The sequence below is a fragment of the Gracilimonas amylolytica genome, from assembly GCF_002911695.1.
Classification (GTDB): Bacteria; Bacteroidota; Rhodothermia; order Balneolales; family Balneolaceae; genus Gracilimonas; species Gracilimonas amylolytica.
The window spans coordinates 317,622-333,033 of record NZ_PQBS01000010.1; the positions used below are offsets into that span (position 1 = coordinate 317,622).

Sequence of the window (15,412 nt, forward strand, 5' to 3'; positions counted from 1 at the left end):
TTATAGGAATTTCTTGAACTGATCGTTTGACTTCAACTGCTCAACGATATCCTTTACATTCTGAGCTTTATCCAGCTTACAAACCAGGATAGCATCATCCGTTTCAACAACGGCTACATTATCCAACCCAACCAGTGATATCATTTTTCCACTTTTAGAATAGGCATAACTATTTGTGGTCTCGCTCAAGGTACTCGCGTCGGTATTAATGACATTTCCTGAATCATCCTTTTCCCCAAGATCGTACACGGCAGTCCAGCTGCCTACATCATTCCAGCCAAATTCTCCGGGAACCACGAATACCTCCCTGGCATGTTCCATGATCCCATAATCAATTGAAATGGATTCACAGGAGTGATAAAACTGATCTATAGACTCTTTATGTTGATCTTCATACAAACCATCATTGGCTTGTTCGATCAGTTTATACATATCAGGTAAGTGCTTACTGAATTCATCAAGAATGGTCTTTGCACTCCAAATGAACATTCCGCTGTTCCAGTAATAGTTACCTTCCTTTATAAATTGCTTTGCCGTATCAAGGTCAGGTTTCTCTTTAAAAGCCTTTACTGAATAAATATCATTACCGCTAACTTTTTCTGAACCTGAATCATCGCCTTGAATGTACCCATAACCGGTTTCAGGCCGGTCAGGTTCAATGCCAATGGTAACTAAATTTGAACCAGATTTAGCTTTTTCAACGGCTGAGGTCAGATACCTTTTGAAAGCATCGGGGTCTTCAATATGATGGTCAGCCGGCAATACAACCATCACGGCTTCAGGATCTTTTTTGTACAGTAATTGAGCGGCAATTGCCACACAGGGTGCGGTGTTCTTGGCTACAGGTTCGCCTATGATATTTTCTTCTGGAACTGAAGGGAGCTGATCTTTTACAATGTCCAAATAGTTATCATTGGTAACTACCAGAATGTTTTCCTGAGGAATCATAGACTCTACCCGCCTAGCCGTATTCTGTATCATTGTTCCTTCCCCAAAGAGAGATAGAAACTGTTTGGGAAGTTCCTTTGTGCTGCGTGGCCAAAACCGTGTTCCCGATCCCCCTGCCATAATTACTGCGTAGATCATATACTATTGCTATAAATGTGTTTGAATGACTTATTTACCCGAAAGGTAATATATAATTGATCAAACATGAACCGATTCAACACGTCTCAGGCTGATCGTAAATTTTGACCCTTTGTTGGGCTCACTTTCTATCGTGAACTTCTCGCCGTGGGCTTCCATTATATGTTTGACGATAGCAAGTCCAAGTCCGGTACCACCCCGTTCCCGTGAACGCGATTTATCGACCCTGAAAAACCGTTCCGTTACACGAGGAATGTCTTTTTCGTCAATACCAATTCCTGTGTCTTGAACCGAAAGAAAGATCCGCTCCGGCTGTTTAGGCTTCGTGAAAACACTTACCTCTACCTTCCCTTTTGGCACATTATATTTAATTCCATTTTCGATGAGGTTGATCAACACCTGCTTAAGCTGATTTTTATCGGCTCTGACCAAAATACCTCTATCAAACTCGTTGATGATGAGTTTTATACCCTCTTTTTCAGCTTTGTAATTCAGGCTTTCAATAATATCGTTAATAACTTCAAACAGGTACACTTCTTCTATTTCAGACTTCAACTCACCGGTTTCAAGTTTAGAGATCTCCATAAGATCTTTTGTGAGATAGATCAGGCGATTCACATTTCTCATTGCCTTTCTTAGAAAATCACGGTTAACCTCTTCATCTTCCAGAGCCCCGTTCAATAATGTTTCAATAAACCCCTGAATAGCAAAAATGGGGGTTTTTAGTTCATGTGAGATATCACCGATAAATTCTTTCCGATAATTCTCTATTCGGTTCAATCTTTGTATTTCCCGTTCCGTAGTACGGCTTGATTTGACCCCTTGTTTGATCAGATAATCTATTTCATCGTTCTTACCATAGGAAATGTCGTTGTATTCGATGAACCGTTTTCGTGAAATATTTTTGAATAACCGCTCAACGATCTCAAGTCTTCTTCCTGTTAGAAAATGTATCACCAGATATGAGATCAAAAACGTTGATCCCGCTGTGGTAAGTGAAAGATAAATGGCTTTATCAGTTGGCAGATCAAACCCTAACCATGAGATCAAAAAAATAATCGGTAAGATGCTCACCGAAATATAAAACCCGAGCCGAAGGCCCAACCGGTATAATCCTTTATTTGTTTTAGAAGAACTGCTCATTCCTTAAATCTGTACCCAACTCCCTTCACAGTTTCTATGTAATGATCTCCCAGCTTTTCCCGAATCTTTCTCACATGCACATCAACCGTTCTGTCAACCACATAGATATTATCTCCCCAAACCTTATTTAACAATGTTTGCCGGTCACGAACTTTACCTTTTCGGCTTGCAAGGTAATAGAGTAATTCAAATTCTTTGCGTGGAAGCTGGAATTCTTCATCCCCACGTTGAACGATATACCGGTCTTTATCGATCGTCAGGTCGTGAACTTCAAGGCGATTCACTTCTTCTTCCGTTTCATCAAAACGCCTTAACACCGCTTTGATCCTGGATATCAATTTTGTGGTACTGATGGGTTTAGTGATGTAATCATCGCCCCCTTTATTCAGTCCCTCCACTTCTGTTTTTTCATCACTCCGTGCCGTTAGAAAAATGATGGGAGTGGATTTGAGTTCATCATCTTTCCTCATTTTTTCGACCGCTTCCATACCATCCATCTTAGGCATCATAATATCCATCAATACCAGATCAGGATGAAATTCTTTAGCTCTCTCTATACCCTCCTCACCATTTTCAGCTTTCAGTACATTAAAGCCTTCTTTTTTTAGATTATAATCGATGAGATCGAGGAGGTCTTTTTCGTCGTCAACGACAAGAATTGTTTTTTTTACCACAATACCGGGGTTTAAGTGCTGGGATTTAATTACACAATGGTACTAATGTACTGTATTAATAGAAAATGTACACCCGTTAAGAAATTGTTACGGTCCGCAGCCTAACTAAGTAAAAAACCTATTCCCGCCGGTTGGTGTAAAAGCCAGCCCGTTAAACTATATCGTGGTACCTGGGTTGTTAGAACCTCATGCTCGATCACATCACTTTTAAACAGCAACAAGCGTTTTGCGATCGGTTCAACCAAGATCTCTTTATCCTCTTTATATATCACTAATTCCCCGCCATTTCCAGGTTTCCAATCCTTATTTAAATAGATGAGCACCGTGATCTGACGATTGGTTCTTTCATTGAACTGGTCGAGGTGACGATGATAATAAGAACCGGCCGGGTATTTAGCGATGTGAAACTCTGACCCGGATAAACTCAAATAACAAAACCGTTTAAGACTTTGAATTAGCTCATCTTTTAAATCAAAAAAAGGTTTTAAAGCCACGTCCCGACCTTCATCCAGCCAGTAAATGAAATCCCCTCTTATCTCTGCCTTAACCTGATAATCCTGCTGCGCCCCTATGCCTGCCTTTTTGAGTTTATCGGCCGTTTCCATTTCATGAAAGAACTCCATGATGCTATTAAACATCTCATCGTTTATGAAATCATCCACGATCACATAATCATTTTCAGACAGTTGGTCCATCCAATTCAGCCATTGTTCTTCGGAATAATTCATAACTAAAATAAGGTAAGCTTAGCGTTTTGACCGGTATATTCACGAAATATACGCTCAATTAAAAAAGGAAAGAATAGCCGGGTCTATTATTTTGTGTTCATGATTTTTATAAACAAATCACCTAAAGATATTTCATTTCAATAAGCTAAGCCTCATATTCCACCATGAAATTCTTTACTTCACAGATAAGCTACTTCATAGCCAACAGAAATACGAAGACCAACATTAAACGGTTGATCCGATTTGTCTTGGTTTTGATCGCTATGATCATATTATATGGTGTACTGTTTCACGAGATCATGGCCATCGAAGGTCAGGACCATTCCTGGGTTACCGGGTTTTATTGGACGCTGACCACCATGACCACCCTTGGTTTTGGAGATATCACTTTTCAGTCAGACCTTGGGCGTATCTTTTCAATCATTGTTTTAGGATCCGGTGTGATCTCCCTGTTGATCATGCTGCCCTTTACGTTCATTGAGTTCTTCTACGCTCCATGGATGGAAGCCCAACACCGCGCCCGTGCACCGAGAGAATTACCGGAAGACACTTCAGGTCACGTGATCATTACGAGCTTCGATGCGATCACAAAATCACTCATTCACAAATTAAAGCAATATGGTCATGAGTATGTTTTATTAGTAAATGAGCTGGACCGTGCACTTGAACTTTACGACCAAGGCTATAGGGTGATGGTTGGTGAGCCGGATGATCCTGATACGTTCAGAAAAATGCATGTTGAAAAAGCTGCCATGGTCTATACCGGTGGAACTGATATGTTCAATTCCAATGTCGCCCATACGATCAGGGAGTTATCTGATACTGTAAAGATCATCTCATCATCCAATTCCTACGACTCCATTGATGTTCTCAAATTAGCCGGCAGTGATCACGTTCTTCATATGGGAAATATCCTTGGTCGGGCTTTATCAAGACGGGTATTGGGTCAGGATGCCCGGGTACATACCGTTGGCCGTTTTGGTGAATTGATCATAGCAGAGGCAACTACTTTTGATACCCCTTTGGTAGGCAAAACCCTTAAAGAGAGCAAGATCCGTGAAAAATTCGGAATCAATGTAGTTGGGATCTGGGAACGCGGTGATTTCAAAAGCTCACATCCGGACCTTGAGATTCATCCCCATAGTGTTCTGGTGCTGGCGGGAACGGTGGATCAGCTCAGAAAATATGATGAACTGTTTGGTATCTATGGAATCAGTGATGAACCGCTGATCATTATCGGTGCGGGAAGAGTGGGCCGGGCCGCAGCACGACACCTTAAGCAACGCAATATCCCATACAAGATCATCGATAAAAATCCTGATCGGGTCAAACAAACCGACAATTTTATTTTAGGCGATGCTGCAGATCTGGAAACGCTAAAAAAGGCCGGAATAGACCGAGCACCCAATGTGATAATTACCACTAATCAAGATGATGTTAACATATATCTGACCATTTATTGCCGCAGCTTAAGGCCAAATATTCACATCGTTTCAAGATCTACCCTCGAGCGAAATGTAAGCACTTTACACCGCGCCGGAGCCGATTTTGTAATGAGTTATGCAGCTATGGGAGCCAATGCAGTGTTCAATATTTTTGAAGAAAACGACATTGTAATGGTAGCACAGGGACTCAATGTCTTCAGTCTTGATACCCCTGAAAGTATTGTTGGCAAAACATTGGTAGAATTGGATATACGTAACAAAACCGGGTGTAATGTCATTGCCTATCAAATAGATGGCGAACAACAGATCAACCCGGATCCCAATGCTCCTATCCCCGGAAACAGTGAGATCATTTTAATTGGTAAAACAGAAGACGAACAACGCTTCATTGATTACTACAAATGATCAATCCTCTCCAGGTTGTTCTTTTCTGATCAGTGTGACTGCTTCCAATATGATCCAGATGGTAAACCCAAGTATAACGGCTCCAAACACAAACAAGAGCATATTTGCTTCGTTACCGCTGTAGCCCGACCAATCAAAAACGACCTGTTCGACCATCGCCCACAGCGTCATGGCCATTAAGAATATCATGGGAATTAACGTATAGACGATTGCCCTGCCCTGTCTTTTCAGCCAAATAGTTACTAAAAGCAGACTTATACCGGCCAGCAATTGATTGGAAGTTCCAAATAACGGCCATAGCAAATAACCTCCTGAACCAAGTCCCCTTGGTCCTTCGGGTATTAACACCAATGCGGCACTGGCTCCTACAGCGATCAATGTTGAAGTATGCACCTTGGTTAGTGGCTTGATACTATATTCATCTCCCAATTCATTCAGGATATATCGCATCAATCTTACTGAGGTATCTAAGGTTGTAGCAGCAAAACTGATCACGATCACAGCTATAATGGTTTTGGCAGCTTCAAGAGGGATGAGTAAAGCCGTAGCTAATTGGGCGGCTCCTTCCACAAAAATATTCAAACCCACGGCGCCGGCTTCAGAAAATGAATGATATACCTCAGTAAATTCACCCGTGGTGTTGAAATAAGTTACTACAGCTACAATGGTGATCAAGGCCAAAGATCCTTCTCCGATAGCACCCAGATATCCGACAAATCGGGCATCCGTTTCCTTATCCAATTGTTTGGCAGTGGTTCCCGATGAAACTAAACCGTGAAATCCTGAGATAGCCCCGCATGCGATCGTTATAAATAAAAGGGGAAACCAGCTTACATCGGTAGCTTCCACATTTGTTGCCGGAGCTGTTATTTCGGGATTACTGAAAAACAATCCGAGATACAGGATAAGCAGACCTAAAACCAGTTGATAGGCATTGATCAGATCACGTGGCTGCAGGAGTTTCCACACCGGAAGAGTGGATGCAAAGTACACATACACCATCAGAACCATGATCCAAATGAAGAATGCCATCTCAATGCCGGTCAACCCAAAGATCACTTCGGCTTCAGCTCCGCCAAAATACTGAACCAGATCGATCTGAAGAACCGGCACATAACTCGCAATTATAGCGGTAAAGTACATCACAAACAGGACCAGAATAGAAGGAATCACCATGTTTCCACTTTTGCGATAAGCCCTGACTCCGATCCATACAGCCAGGGGAATTTGAATGAATATGGAAAGTACCGTGGCAGGGAAGTTGATAAAAAGATTGGAGATCACCCAGGCAAAAACGGCATTTACCATTAGCACAAGGATCAGAATAATGAACAGAAATAGCAATTTGGCCCGGTGACCAATCAGTTTATCAGCCAGCGTTCCGACCGATTGACCTTTATGGCGTACTGAGAGAACCATGGTTCCAAAATCATGAACACCGGCCGCAAAGATCGTCCCAAATACTACCCAAAGCATGGCAGGCAGCCAGCCCCAATATACCGCAATAGCAGGACCAACAATGGGAGCTGCTCCGGCAATGGAAGTAAAGTGATGCCCCAAAAGAACAAATTTATTAGCCGGCACATAATCCACATCATCCTGAAACTCATGAGCCGGGGTCATGTAATTCGGATTTAGCTGATAGATCTTTTCAGCCAGAAACTTTGAGTAATACCAATATCCTATAAAGAACAGTAAAAGTGAAAGAGCCGCTACCCAGCTTGCCTGCATGAAGTTATCCCGGTTAATTTCAGGTTACTCGAACTTAAAGTGTCTTATTTACTACATTTCATTTTGTGATGCAACTTTCACTCAATACCTTCATCACACTCAAGAACGAATAAAACAATCCGTTGTACGACTCAACCTTCCTTATAAAACTGGTTCAGGCTAAAATGCCCTTTGGCCAATATAAAGACCGTTATATCACCAGGCTTCCGGTTCATTATCTTGAATGGTTTTCGAGAAAGGGATTTCCCAAAGGACAACTTGGCCAATACTTAGCCACTATGTTCGAGATAAAAACCAACGGACTGGATGATATTTTAAAGCCTATTATCAGAGAGCATCGATATAATCATAATCGATAAGGCTCTTTAATAAATTACATTCCCTTATTCCTCTGTATCAAAATGAGCATGATGAGATCATAAACAGAATGAGCGATCATAGCAGCGATCAGTCCTATTTCCGAGGTTAGATAACCGAGCATTAAGCTTAAACAAAACATCATGATCCCGAATAGAATATGCCCCGCTGATCTGAATTTGAAGTATCCATGAATGCCAATAAAAATAGCCGAGGTTATCCAGTTACCCAGTAACGGCTGAATAGCTCCTCTGAATAACAACTCCTCTCCGGTTCCCGCAAATAGGGATATCTGTGTTTTATCAAACAGAGAAAAGCGAGCTTTTGAAAGGGCTCGGAATACTGAAAAATCTGAAAGAACTGTTGATACGGGTGGTAATTTTATAACGAGATACACAATTGCAGAAGCAATGATCCCTGCTCCCAATCCAATTCCTGCCTGACTCCATACCGTAAACTGACTGTTAAACAGATCTACGATCCATCCATCATGCCAATACTTAATGATGATGATAGAAAGGAAGAAGTACACGTTGGCCGATACAATAGACATGATCAACAACTTTCCAGTTGACATCTCAATAATCTCTTTATCTGTTGCCGAATTCTGTGGGTTATTGGTTTTCATTCAATTACTGAAACTATGTGATAATTCTGATGATATCTGTTTTGGGTACACAAACAATGACCTTTAATCATTTTCGACTACGTAGTTAACGGCAGACCTTAAATTTAAATAACGATATACATTATGAGTCACAACAGATACAAAACACTAAAATCTATCACACATTTTCTGGGTATTCTATTTATTTCAACTGCAGTACTTTCTGCTTGTTCTTCTGATTCAGGAGATGAAGCTTCATTAGACGGAGACCTCCGATATCAGGTTGAAGGACCCGAAGGCGCTTCTGTACTTATATCTTATAATGCTTACACTCAATCTGAGGCTGAATTTGAAATGTTGGATACCATTACTTTGAATTCAAGCGGTGAGGCTGAAGGAGACCTTCCTGATGGAGATTACACCGGCTTTCAGTTGCAAGCTTCAGCTTTTGGTGATCAGGTACCGGATATCACTTTGACTTTACTTAGTGATGGGGATGTTCTTGGCAGTACCTCCCAATATCAGGATGGAGTTTTTATAGTCGAAGTTGGGGAAATACCTGATTTTAATTTTTGATCATCTCCCATCAAAGAAAAAGCCCATGTTAAACAATGGGCTTTTTAATTTTCAGATATTCAGGAAAAAAAGGATTCTTCCTATTTAACCTTGCCAACCTTATAAACTTCTTCGCCCAACTCCCGGGCTTTTTTGGTCACAGTTTCCACCTCATCTTCAAATACTACGGCAATTAAGCCTATTCCCAGGTTGAAGGTCGCCTGCATATCCTCTTCAGGTACATTTCCGATCTCCTTGATCAGATCATAAACAGGTGGCCGTTTCCAACTTTCCCAATTGATATCAAGCTTGAGTCCTTCTGGAAGAATGCGTTTTGTGTTTCCTACAATACCACCACCGGTGATATGAGAAAATCCATTCACTCCTTTCAAAGTTTTTAATTCAGTGATCAAAGACAGATAAGAACGGTGTACCTTTAACAATTCATCACCTACAGTACTCCCAAGATCTTCTACATAATTTTCCACTTTGTATTTGCTGAACAGAACCTTGCGAGCCAGGGAATAACCGTTCGTATGTAATCCGGAGCTTTTGAATCCCAGGAGAACATCCCCTTTTTTAATATCAGATCCATCGATCACTTCATCTTCATCAACAATTCCTACAATGGTACCTGCCAGATCAAATTCTCCTTCATCATAAATATCAGGCATTTCAGCCGTTTCGCCACCGATCAGTGCCACACCATTTTCTTTACAGGCTTTGGCAAATCCCTTCACTACATCCACTCCAACATGCTGTTCAAGCTTACCGGTCGAAAAATAATCCAGGAAGAACAAAGGTTTAGCCCCACAAACTGCAATATCATTTACACAATGATTCACCAGATCCTGACCAACGGTATCATACTTTCCGGCTTTAAACGCCACGATCAGTTTAGTGCCAACTCCATCTACAGAGCTTACAAACACCGGTTTTTTGTATGAACCGAGATCCGGCCTGAAAAATCCTCCGAACCCACCGATATTAGACAGTACTTCCGGTCCATGGGTATCTTTTACCACCCCTTTTATGGATTCGACCATTTCTTCGCCGGCTTTGATATCCACTCCGGAATCTTTGTAGGTCATTTGTTTTTTATCAGACATAGATCGCTATGATTTTTCGTGTTGGGTTACTAATCGAATATGTGCTAAATGGTGATTGGAATGCCATGCATACAAAGCAGCAGATTTTGCCAGGGTAAATGATCCGGCTTCAGGATTATTATAGGTTCGCTTCCACTGATCTTCTGTCAGGCTTTCATAAATGCGGATCATTTTCTCATGAGTATCTTCCAACATCTGAAGCGTAAGTTCCAGAGGAATATCAAATTGTTCTTCTACTTCAACCCAGGCATTCTGATCGTAGGGTCTTATAACCGGATCATCTTCCGTAAGGGCTAATTTTAAACGAATAATGGCATTAGTATGGGAATCGAGTAAATGAGTGATCACTTCTCTGATCATCCAACCATTTTCCCGGTAAGGGATCATCAGTATATCATCCGAACAACCGTCGATTTCATTTCTGATGCGTTCAGGAAGTAAAGCAATATCATCTAACCAGCTTTCACGTTCTTCAGGAGAATGATCTTCTGAGTATGAAAATTTATCTATGGGATATTGCTTATTCATATCTCAAATATAGAAGGATTATCAGAGTGTTTTAAGAACTTTTTCTGATACTTTTCCACACCAAGAGAACAATGAGTATGGGATTTATATAGTTTAGTAATAGTAGTAGAGACTGTGGATAAGTGGATAACTTTTTTATCCAAAATTATACAGCAGTTAAAAAGATTATGTGGAAAGATTTGTTTATAACTCATTCATATAAATCAGTAGTTTAAGGCAGGTTGTTCTGAATTATTCACAACCTTATATATGTTATACATAAAATGACTGGTTTTGGTGTTAACATTAAAAGTTATTCTTTTTGAATGTTGATAGGACTTAAGCTTTGTGGATTCGTGTTTACAATTTCAGGGCTTTTGAGTTATCCAAAATTTGTCAATGAGTAATCCACATAGTAATCCACATATCCACAGTTTATGAAGGCAGTTATTCAGCGCGTCAGTTCATCATCCGTAATGGTCGATAATGAGATCACCGGTGCCATTAATAAAGGGCTTTTGGTTTTAATTGGGATCCATCAGGATGATACCAAAGAACAAATGGAATGGATCTGCAACAAGATCTCTAAGTTAAGGATCTTTGAGGATGAAGAAGGTAAAATGAATTTATCCGTTCAGGATGTAGGCGGTGGAATTCTACTTGTTTCACAATTTACCTTGTATGCGAATTCGGATAAAGGAACCCGCCCAAGTTTTATTGAAGCAGCCCGGCCCGAAAAAGCAGAGCCTATGTACGAAGAAATGGTCGATTGGTTTAAGACCAATACAGATCTCATTATACAAACCGGAGAATTTGGGGCGATGATGAATGTGAAGCTGGAAAATGATGGTCCGGTTACTATTATATTGGAGAAGTAAATTAAAGCATCCTGATCTGACGGCTTTAAGCCCGTCTGACCATTTATATGTTCAGGTAAGAAAGCTTAAAAATCCATCAGGTCAGTTATCGGTTAGAAGGATTTCTAAATTGAAGCAACTAATAATACATGTCAGTTATATTCATTTTTATTGATGGCGTTGGACTTGGAAGAGAGGCTCCCGAAAACCCATTTTGTCAGCACAGGTATGAATCGTTTGAGACCCTGACCAATGGGTCTTTCAATACAAATGCGGAACCGGTGGCTGAACATGATCGATTATTTAAACCCATCGACGCCAATCTTGGAGTCGGGGGACTTCCACAAAGCGGAACCGGACAAACCACACTTTTCACAGGTCGCAATGCCGCTAAAGAAATAGGTAAACATTTTGGGCCATTTCCTCATTCGGGTATCAAACCTTTTCTGAAGAAGGAAAGTGTGTTCCATTCCGTGCTTGAAACAGGAAAAAGCCCCTACTTCATGAACGCCTATCCACCTGTTTTTTTCGAACACGCAAAGAAACGGAATAGATGGAGCTGCACGACTTTGATGACCAAAAGTTCAGGTTTAAATCTTAATTCAACCGAAGAGGTGTTGAAGGAAACAGCCCTGACGGCAGAGATCGTACAAAATGCCTGGCGAGATAAACTCGGGATCGATATCCCAAAGATCACCCCGACCGATGCCGCACAAAGACTTTTAAATGTGGTTCCGGATCATGACCTGCTTTTATATGAATACTACCTGACGGATAAAGCCGGCCATAGCCAAAAAGCAGCCGATGCCCATCGGGTTCTGGAACCGCTGGATGAATTTCTCATGCATATAATCCGTCATATGAGAAGTTCAGATACATTGGTTATCACCAGTGATCATGGCAATCTTGAGGACCTTTCAACTAAAACCCATACCCGGAACAGGATCCCTTTATTTGTATTAGGTCAATCGGTTCAGCCCTTTAAGAATACAGAAAGCCTGACCGATGTGAAGGCCGGAATTTTAGAAGCTTTGACTTCATAGCACAGTGATATTAGTGTAGGAAGGATTTGAGGAGTTTCATTACTTTGGGGCATGAAGAAAAAACTGATCTATATGTTTTCAGGGCTTATCGTGATCTACGGATTACTGATGATCCCGGTGGGTTCAGAAACAGAGATCCAGAGCCACTCGGTTGAAAGTCCGTTTATCTGGGATCAGGACGAAAGATGGGATCAGCTTGAAGTTCGATTTAATTCCGCAAAAACCGGTGAGTTGCAGGGTATCTCAGATTCAATCAGGTTCGGCATTAAAAGGATCGAACAGCTGATTTCTGAACTTGAATCTGATGAGTTTGAACCCTCTGACCCTCGCTTAAACAAGTCGCTGGATCTATTTTTTGAAACGGCTCCCTATGTTGCAGTATTAGACAGTGGTTATGTTGAACTGACTGACCTTTATAATAAAGGAAGAAAACGCATCAAAGAGGTATCTTCGAACTGGGATATTGAAAACAGGGAGAGTCGGATCACCCTTTATAAAATGTTGTATGGAATGCGGGCAGCAATTGAGGAGATATTGCTTCAATCAAAGCAAACCATTGATCCGGTTATTCTTGTACAGGATGAACCTTCAGTTACACCATCAACAAAAGTTCTTGGTATTACCGTACACAGTGGTGACTTGCTGGTTTCGAGAGGTGGAGCCGAAGTATCGGCGTTGATCTCAAGAGGGAATGATTTTCCGGGTAACTTTTCGCATGTAGCTCTGATCTATGTGGATGAAACCACTCATACTCCATACTTCATAGAAGCCCATATTGAACGGGGAGTAGCCATTGCATCGGCAGAAGAATACATCAACGACCGAAAATTGAGATTCATGGTATTAAGGCCAAGGTATGATCTTACTCAATTAGAAAAAGATCCTGTGCTTCCTCATAAAGCTGCAAAATATATGTTTGAGGAAGCACAAAAGCGGCATATACCCTACGATTTTAAAATGAATTTTTATGACCCCGAGGCAATGTTTTGCTCAGAGGTGGGATCCTATGCCTACAAAGAATATGGTGTTCAGCTATGGCCGGCAGAATCGACGATCTCGTCAGATGGAGTCGTTAAGGTAATGAATACCTTTGGGGTAGAGAATTTTGTAACCCAGATGCCGTCGGACCTGGAATATGATCCTCAGTTATCCGTGGTTGGAGAATGGCGTGACATGAATGCATTGTTTGAAGATCACCTTTACAATGCTGTTATCGATGCGATGCTAGTTTGCGCTGAAAATGGTGACGAGATCGAGTATAACAGATGGATGTTACCGGTGGTGCGTGTAGTAAAAGCTTACAGCAAGATCTTGAATTGGTTTGATAAGGTTGGGCCGGTTCCCGAAGGGATGAGTGCCATTGAGGCGGCTAAAAGTGATGCCTTTATAAATAGTCATGAAACTCTGAAACAACAGGTCCGTGAAAAATCGGAGAACTTCAGGCAAGAGAAGGGATATCAGCCTCCATACTGGGAATTAGTAAGAATTGCAGAATCAGAAACAGGATGTACGGGAAGATGAGTCAGAAAGTTCATTTGGTATTAGGTAGCGGCGGTGCGCGGGGTATCGCTCACATTGCGGTAATAGAGGAACTCGAAAAAGCCGGTTATGAGATCATTGAAGTTATTGGGTGCTCAATGGGGGCCGTTGTGGGAGGAATTTATGCGGCCGGACATTTAAAGGAATATAAGGAGTGGATGTTCAGCCTGAATAAAAAAGGAGTCTTCGATCTGCTTGATTTCACCTTTGCGAAACAGGGTTTTGTGAAAGGTGAAAAGCTATTTGCCAAGCATGTTGAAGTAACAGGACATGAACAGATAGAGGACTTTCCCATTCCGTTTACAGCTGTGGCCACCGATATGCGGCACCACAAAGAGGTCCATTTTACAAAAGGCGACCTTTATAAGGCGCTTAGGGCATCGGTATCCATTCCAGGTTTTTTTGTACCGGTTGTGGAAGATGGGATGGTACTGGTAGATGGCGGGGTGCTCAATCCCCTTCCTGTTAACCTGGTAAATAAGCAGGACGATGCGATCATTGTAGCGGTGAACCTGAATGGAAAACCGGATCCCAAATTCGATAAAAAACCGAAAGAGGAAACGGATACCTTTGATGAAGTGCAGAAATGGTTTGATAAAATGCTTCCGGATTCTTTCAAAACAAAACGAAAAACTAAACCCAAAGCAGAGCTTCCGGCAAAAGAAGAGTCATTTTCCCTGATAGAACTCATGGACAGTACCTTTAGTTTTACGCAAGACCGGCTGACTGAATTGATGATCGAAATGTATCAACCGGATCACCTTATTGATATCCCGCGTAATATTTGCGGTGTGTTTGATTTCGATCAGGGTAAGAGAATCTATGAAATTGGAAAGAGATCGTATGAAAAGGAAATGGGGCGTACTGAAAGATCTGAGGATTAAAAACAGGCGCATTTTTCATTTTGGGGCTGAAGTAGCTAAGACTTGAATAAGGTGCTAAATTAGTTACTATGTATGAACGCAAAAGTCGATTAACCCCACACCAACAAAGCCGGCTGATAGAACATTTTGTAGCAGGTACTACGGCCCGTGCAGCCTCGGAATTGATTGGTGTTCAAGCTAACACCGCTATACGGTTTTTTATGAGACTACGTCAACTCATTGCAAGTAAACTACCCAGTTATGAATTATCTGGGGAAGTGGAAGCCGATGAAAGCTATTTTGGAGGCAAGCGTAAAGGTAAGCGTGGCCGTGGATCTACCGGCAAAGTAGCTGTATTTGGATTACTTAAGCGTGGAGGTAAAGTGTACACGGCTATTATTCCGAATGCTAAAACAGAAACCTTGCTACCAATTATTCAACAGAATGTGCAGCCGGATAGTATTGTTTATACCGATACTTTTCGCTCCTACAATGCCCTGGATATCTCTGAGTTCCACCACATGCGAATTAACCACAGTGAACTCTTTGCAGATCAACTGAATCACATAAATGGAATAGAGAATTTCTGGAATCAAGCCAAGCGTCATATGCGCAAATTTAACGGCATCAAAGCAGATAATTTTTACTGGTTTTTAAAGGAATGTGAGTGGCGCTTCAACGGAGGCAATCATGCAGAGCTCTTAAAGCAATTAAAATCATGGTATAAGCAAACCAAACATTAACCCTTAGCTACTTCAGCCCC

General features: G+C 41.4%; 16 protein-coding genes. 8 read left to right on the top strand and 8 right to left on the bottom strand.

All coding sequences use genetic code 11. The features are described from left to right. From C3B73_RS03755 to C3B73_RS03770, 4 genes are all read right to left on the bottom strand, one after another. Window positions 1-1,086 carry a mannose-1-phosphate guanylyltransferase gene (locus C3B73_RS03755; RefSeq protein ID WP_103664293.1) on the bottom strand — a complete coding sequence of 362 codons (1,086 nt, stop codon included), beginning with the start codon at window positions 1,084-1,086 and terminating at the stop codon, window positions 1-3. 60 nt (window positions 1,087-1,146) lie between these two features. Continuing rightward, complete coding sequence (locus C3B73_RS03760) at window positions 1,147-2,136, bottom strand: sensor histidine kinase (protein WP_232802980.1); 990 nt, start codon at window positions 2,134-2,136, stop codon at window positions 1,147-1,149. 89 nt (window positions 2,137-2,225) lie between these two features. After that, window positions 2,226-2,903, bottom strand: coding sequence for a response regulator transcription factor (locus tag C3B73_RS03765; protein ID WP_103664295.1), 678 nt, complete (start codon window positions 2,901-2,903; stop codon window positions 2,226-2,228). Between the two features lie 101 nt (window positions 2,904-3,004). Further along, window positions 3,005-3,631: a 2OG-Fe(II) oxygenase gene (locus C3B73_RS03770; RefSeq protein WP_198597265.1), complete on the bottom strand. Its 627-nt coding sequence runs from the start codon at window positions 3,629-3,631 to the stop codon at window positions 3,005-3,007. Window positions 3,632-3,795: 164 nt separating this feature from the next. On the opposite strand from C3B73_RS03770, the gene C3B73_RS03775 reads away from it, so the two are divergent. After that, window positions 3,796-5,481: a potassium channel family protein gene (locus C3B73_RS03775; protein WP_103664296.1), complete on the top strand. Its 1,686-nt coding sequence runs from the start codon at window positions 3,796-3,798 to the stop codon at window positions 5,479-5,481. On the opposite strand, the gene C3B73_RS03780 is transcribed toward C3B73_RS03775, so the two are convergent. Beyond that, window positions 5,482-7,212, bottom strand: coding sequence for a carbon starvation CstA family protein (locus C3B73_RS03780; protein WP_103664297.1), 1,731 nt, complete (start codon window positions 7,210-7,212; stop codon window positions 5,482-5,484). Window positions 7,213-7,334: 122 nt separating this feature from the next. Between C3B73_RS03780 and C3B73_RS03785 the strand changes: the two genes are divergently transcribed. Continuing rightward, window positions 7,335-7,571, top strand: a complete 237-nt coding sequence (locus C3B73_RS03785; RefSeq protein WP_103664298.1) for a DUF3820 family protein — start codon at window positions 7,335-7,337, stop codon at window positions 7,569-7,571. Between the two features lie 14 nt (window positions 7,572-7,585). On the opposite strand, the gene C3B73_RS03790 is transcribed toward C3B73_RS03785, so the two are convergent. Continuing rightward, window positions 7,586-8,197 carry a CPBP family intramembrane glutamic endopeptidase gene (locus C3B73_RS03790; RefSeq protein WP_103664299.1) on the bottom strand — a complete coding sequence of 204 codons (612 nt, stop codon included), beginning with the start codon at window positions 8,195-8,197 and terminating at the stop codon, window positions 7,586-7,588. A gap of 123 nt (window positions 8,198-8,320) precedes the next feature. On the opposite strand from C3B73_RS03790, the gene C3B73_RS03795 reads away from it, so the two are divergent. Then, complete coding sequence (locus C3B73_RS03795; RefSeq protein ID WP_103664300.1) at window positions 8,321-8,752, top strand: hypothetical protein; 432 nt, start codon at window positions 8,321-8,323, stop codon at window positions 8,750-8,752. Window positions 8,753-8,832: 80 nt separating this feature from the next. Here C3B73_RS03795 and purM read toward each other — a convergent pair whose 3' ends face one another. Together purM and C3B73_RS03805 are read right to left on the bottom strand one after the other, a co-directional pair. After that, window positions 8,833-9,822, bottom strand: coding sequence for a phosphoribosylformylglycinamidine cyclo-ligase (gene purM, locus C3B73_RS03800; RefSeq protein ID WP_103664322.1), 990 nt, complete (start codon window positions 9,820-9,822; stop codon window positions 8,833-8,835). Window positions 9,823-9,846: 24 nt separating this feature from the next. Next, complete coding sequence (locus C3B73_RS03805) at window positions 9,847-10,368, bottom strand: YfiT family bacillithiol transferase (protein ID WP_103664301.1); 522 nt, start codon at window positions 10,366-10,368, stop codon at window positions 9,847-9,849. Between the two features lie 416 nt (window positions 10,369-10,784). Here C3B73_RS03805 and dtd point away from each other — a divergent pair, with 416 nt between their 5' ends. The 5 genes from dtd to C3B73_RS03830 all read left to right on the top strand — a co-directional run bounded on the left by dtd (window position 10,785) and on the right by C3B73_RS03830 (window position 15,392). Beyond that, a complete protein-coding gene (gene dtd / locus C3B73_RS03810; RefSeq protein WP_103664302.1) occupies window positions 10,785-11,225 on the top strand; it encodes a D-aminoacyl-tRNA deacylase in 441 nt (146 codons plus the stop codon). Between the two features lie 128 nt (window positions 11,226-11,353). After that, the gene (locus C3B73_RS03815) at window positions 11,354-12,247 is read left to right on the top strand and encodes an alkaline phosphatase family protein (RefSeq protein ID WP_103664303.1); all 894 of its coding nucleotides are present in this window, start codon (window positions 11,354-11,356) and stop codon (window positions 12,245-12,247) included. A 51-nt stretch (window positions 12,248-12,298) separates the two neighbouring features. Further along, window positions 12,299-13,768, top strand: a complete 1,470-nt coding sequence (locus tag C3B73_RS03820; RefSeq protein WP_103664304.1) for a YiiX/YebB-like N1pC/P60 family cysteine hydrolase — start codon at window positions 12,299-12,301, stop codon at window positions 13,766-13,768. Next, window positions 13,765-14,670 carry a patatin-like phospholipase family protein gene (locus tag C3B73_RS03825; protein ID WP_103664305.1) on the top strand — a complete coding sequence of 302 codons (906 nt, stop codon included), beginning with the start codon at window positions 13,765-13,767 and terminating at the stop codon, window positions 14,668-14,670. Before C3B73_RS03820 ends, C3B73_RS03825 begins: the two co-directional genes overlap by 4 nt. 68 nt (window positions 14,671-14,738) lie before the next feature. Then, window positions 14,739-15,392 carry an IS1595 family transposase gene (locus C3B73_RS03830; protein ID WP_103663931.1) on the top strand — a complete coding sequence of 218 codons (654 nt, stop codon included), beginning with the start codon at window positions 14,739-14,741 and terminating at the stop codon, window positions 15,390-15,392. The last annotated feature ends 20 nt before the right edge of the window (window positions 15,393-15,412 follow it).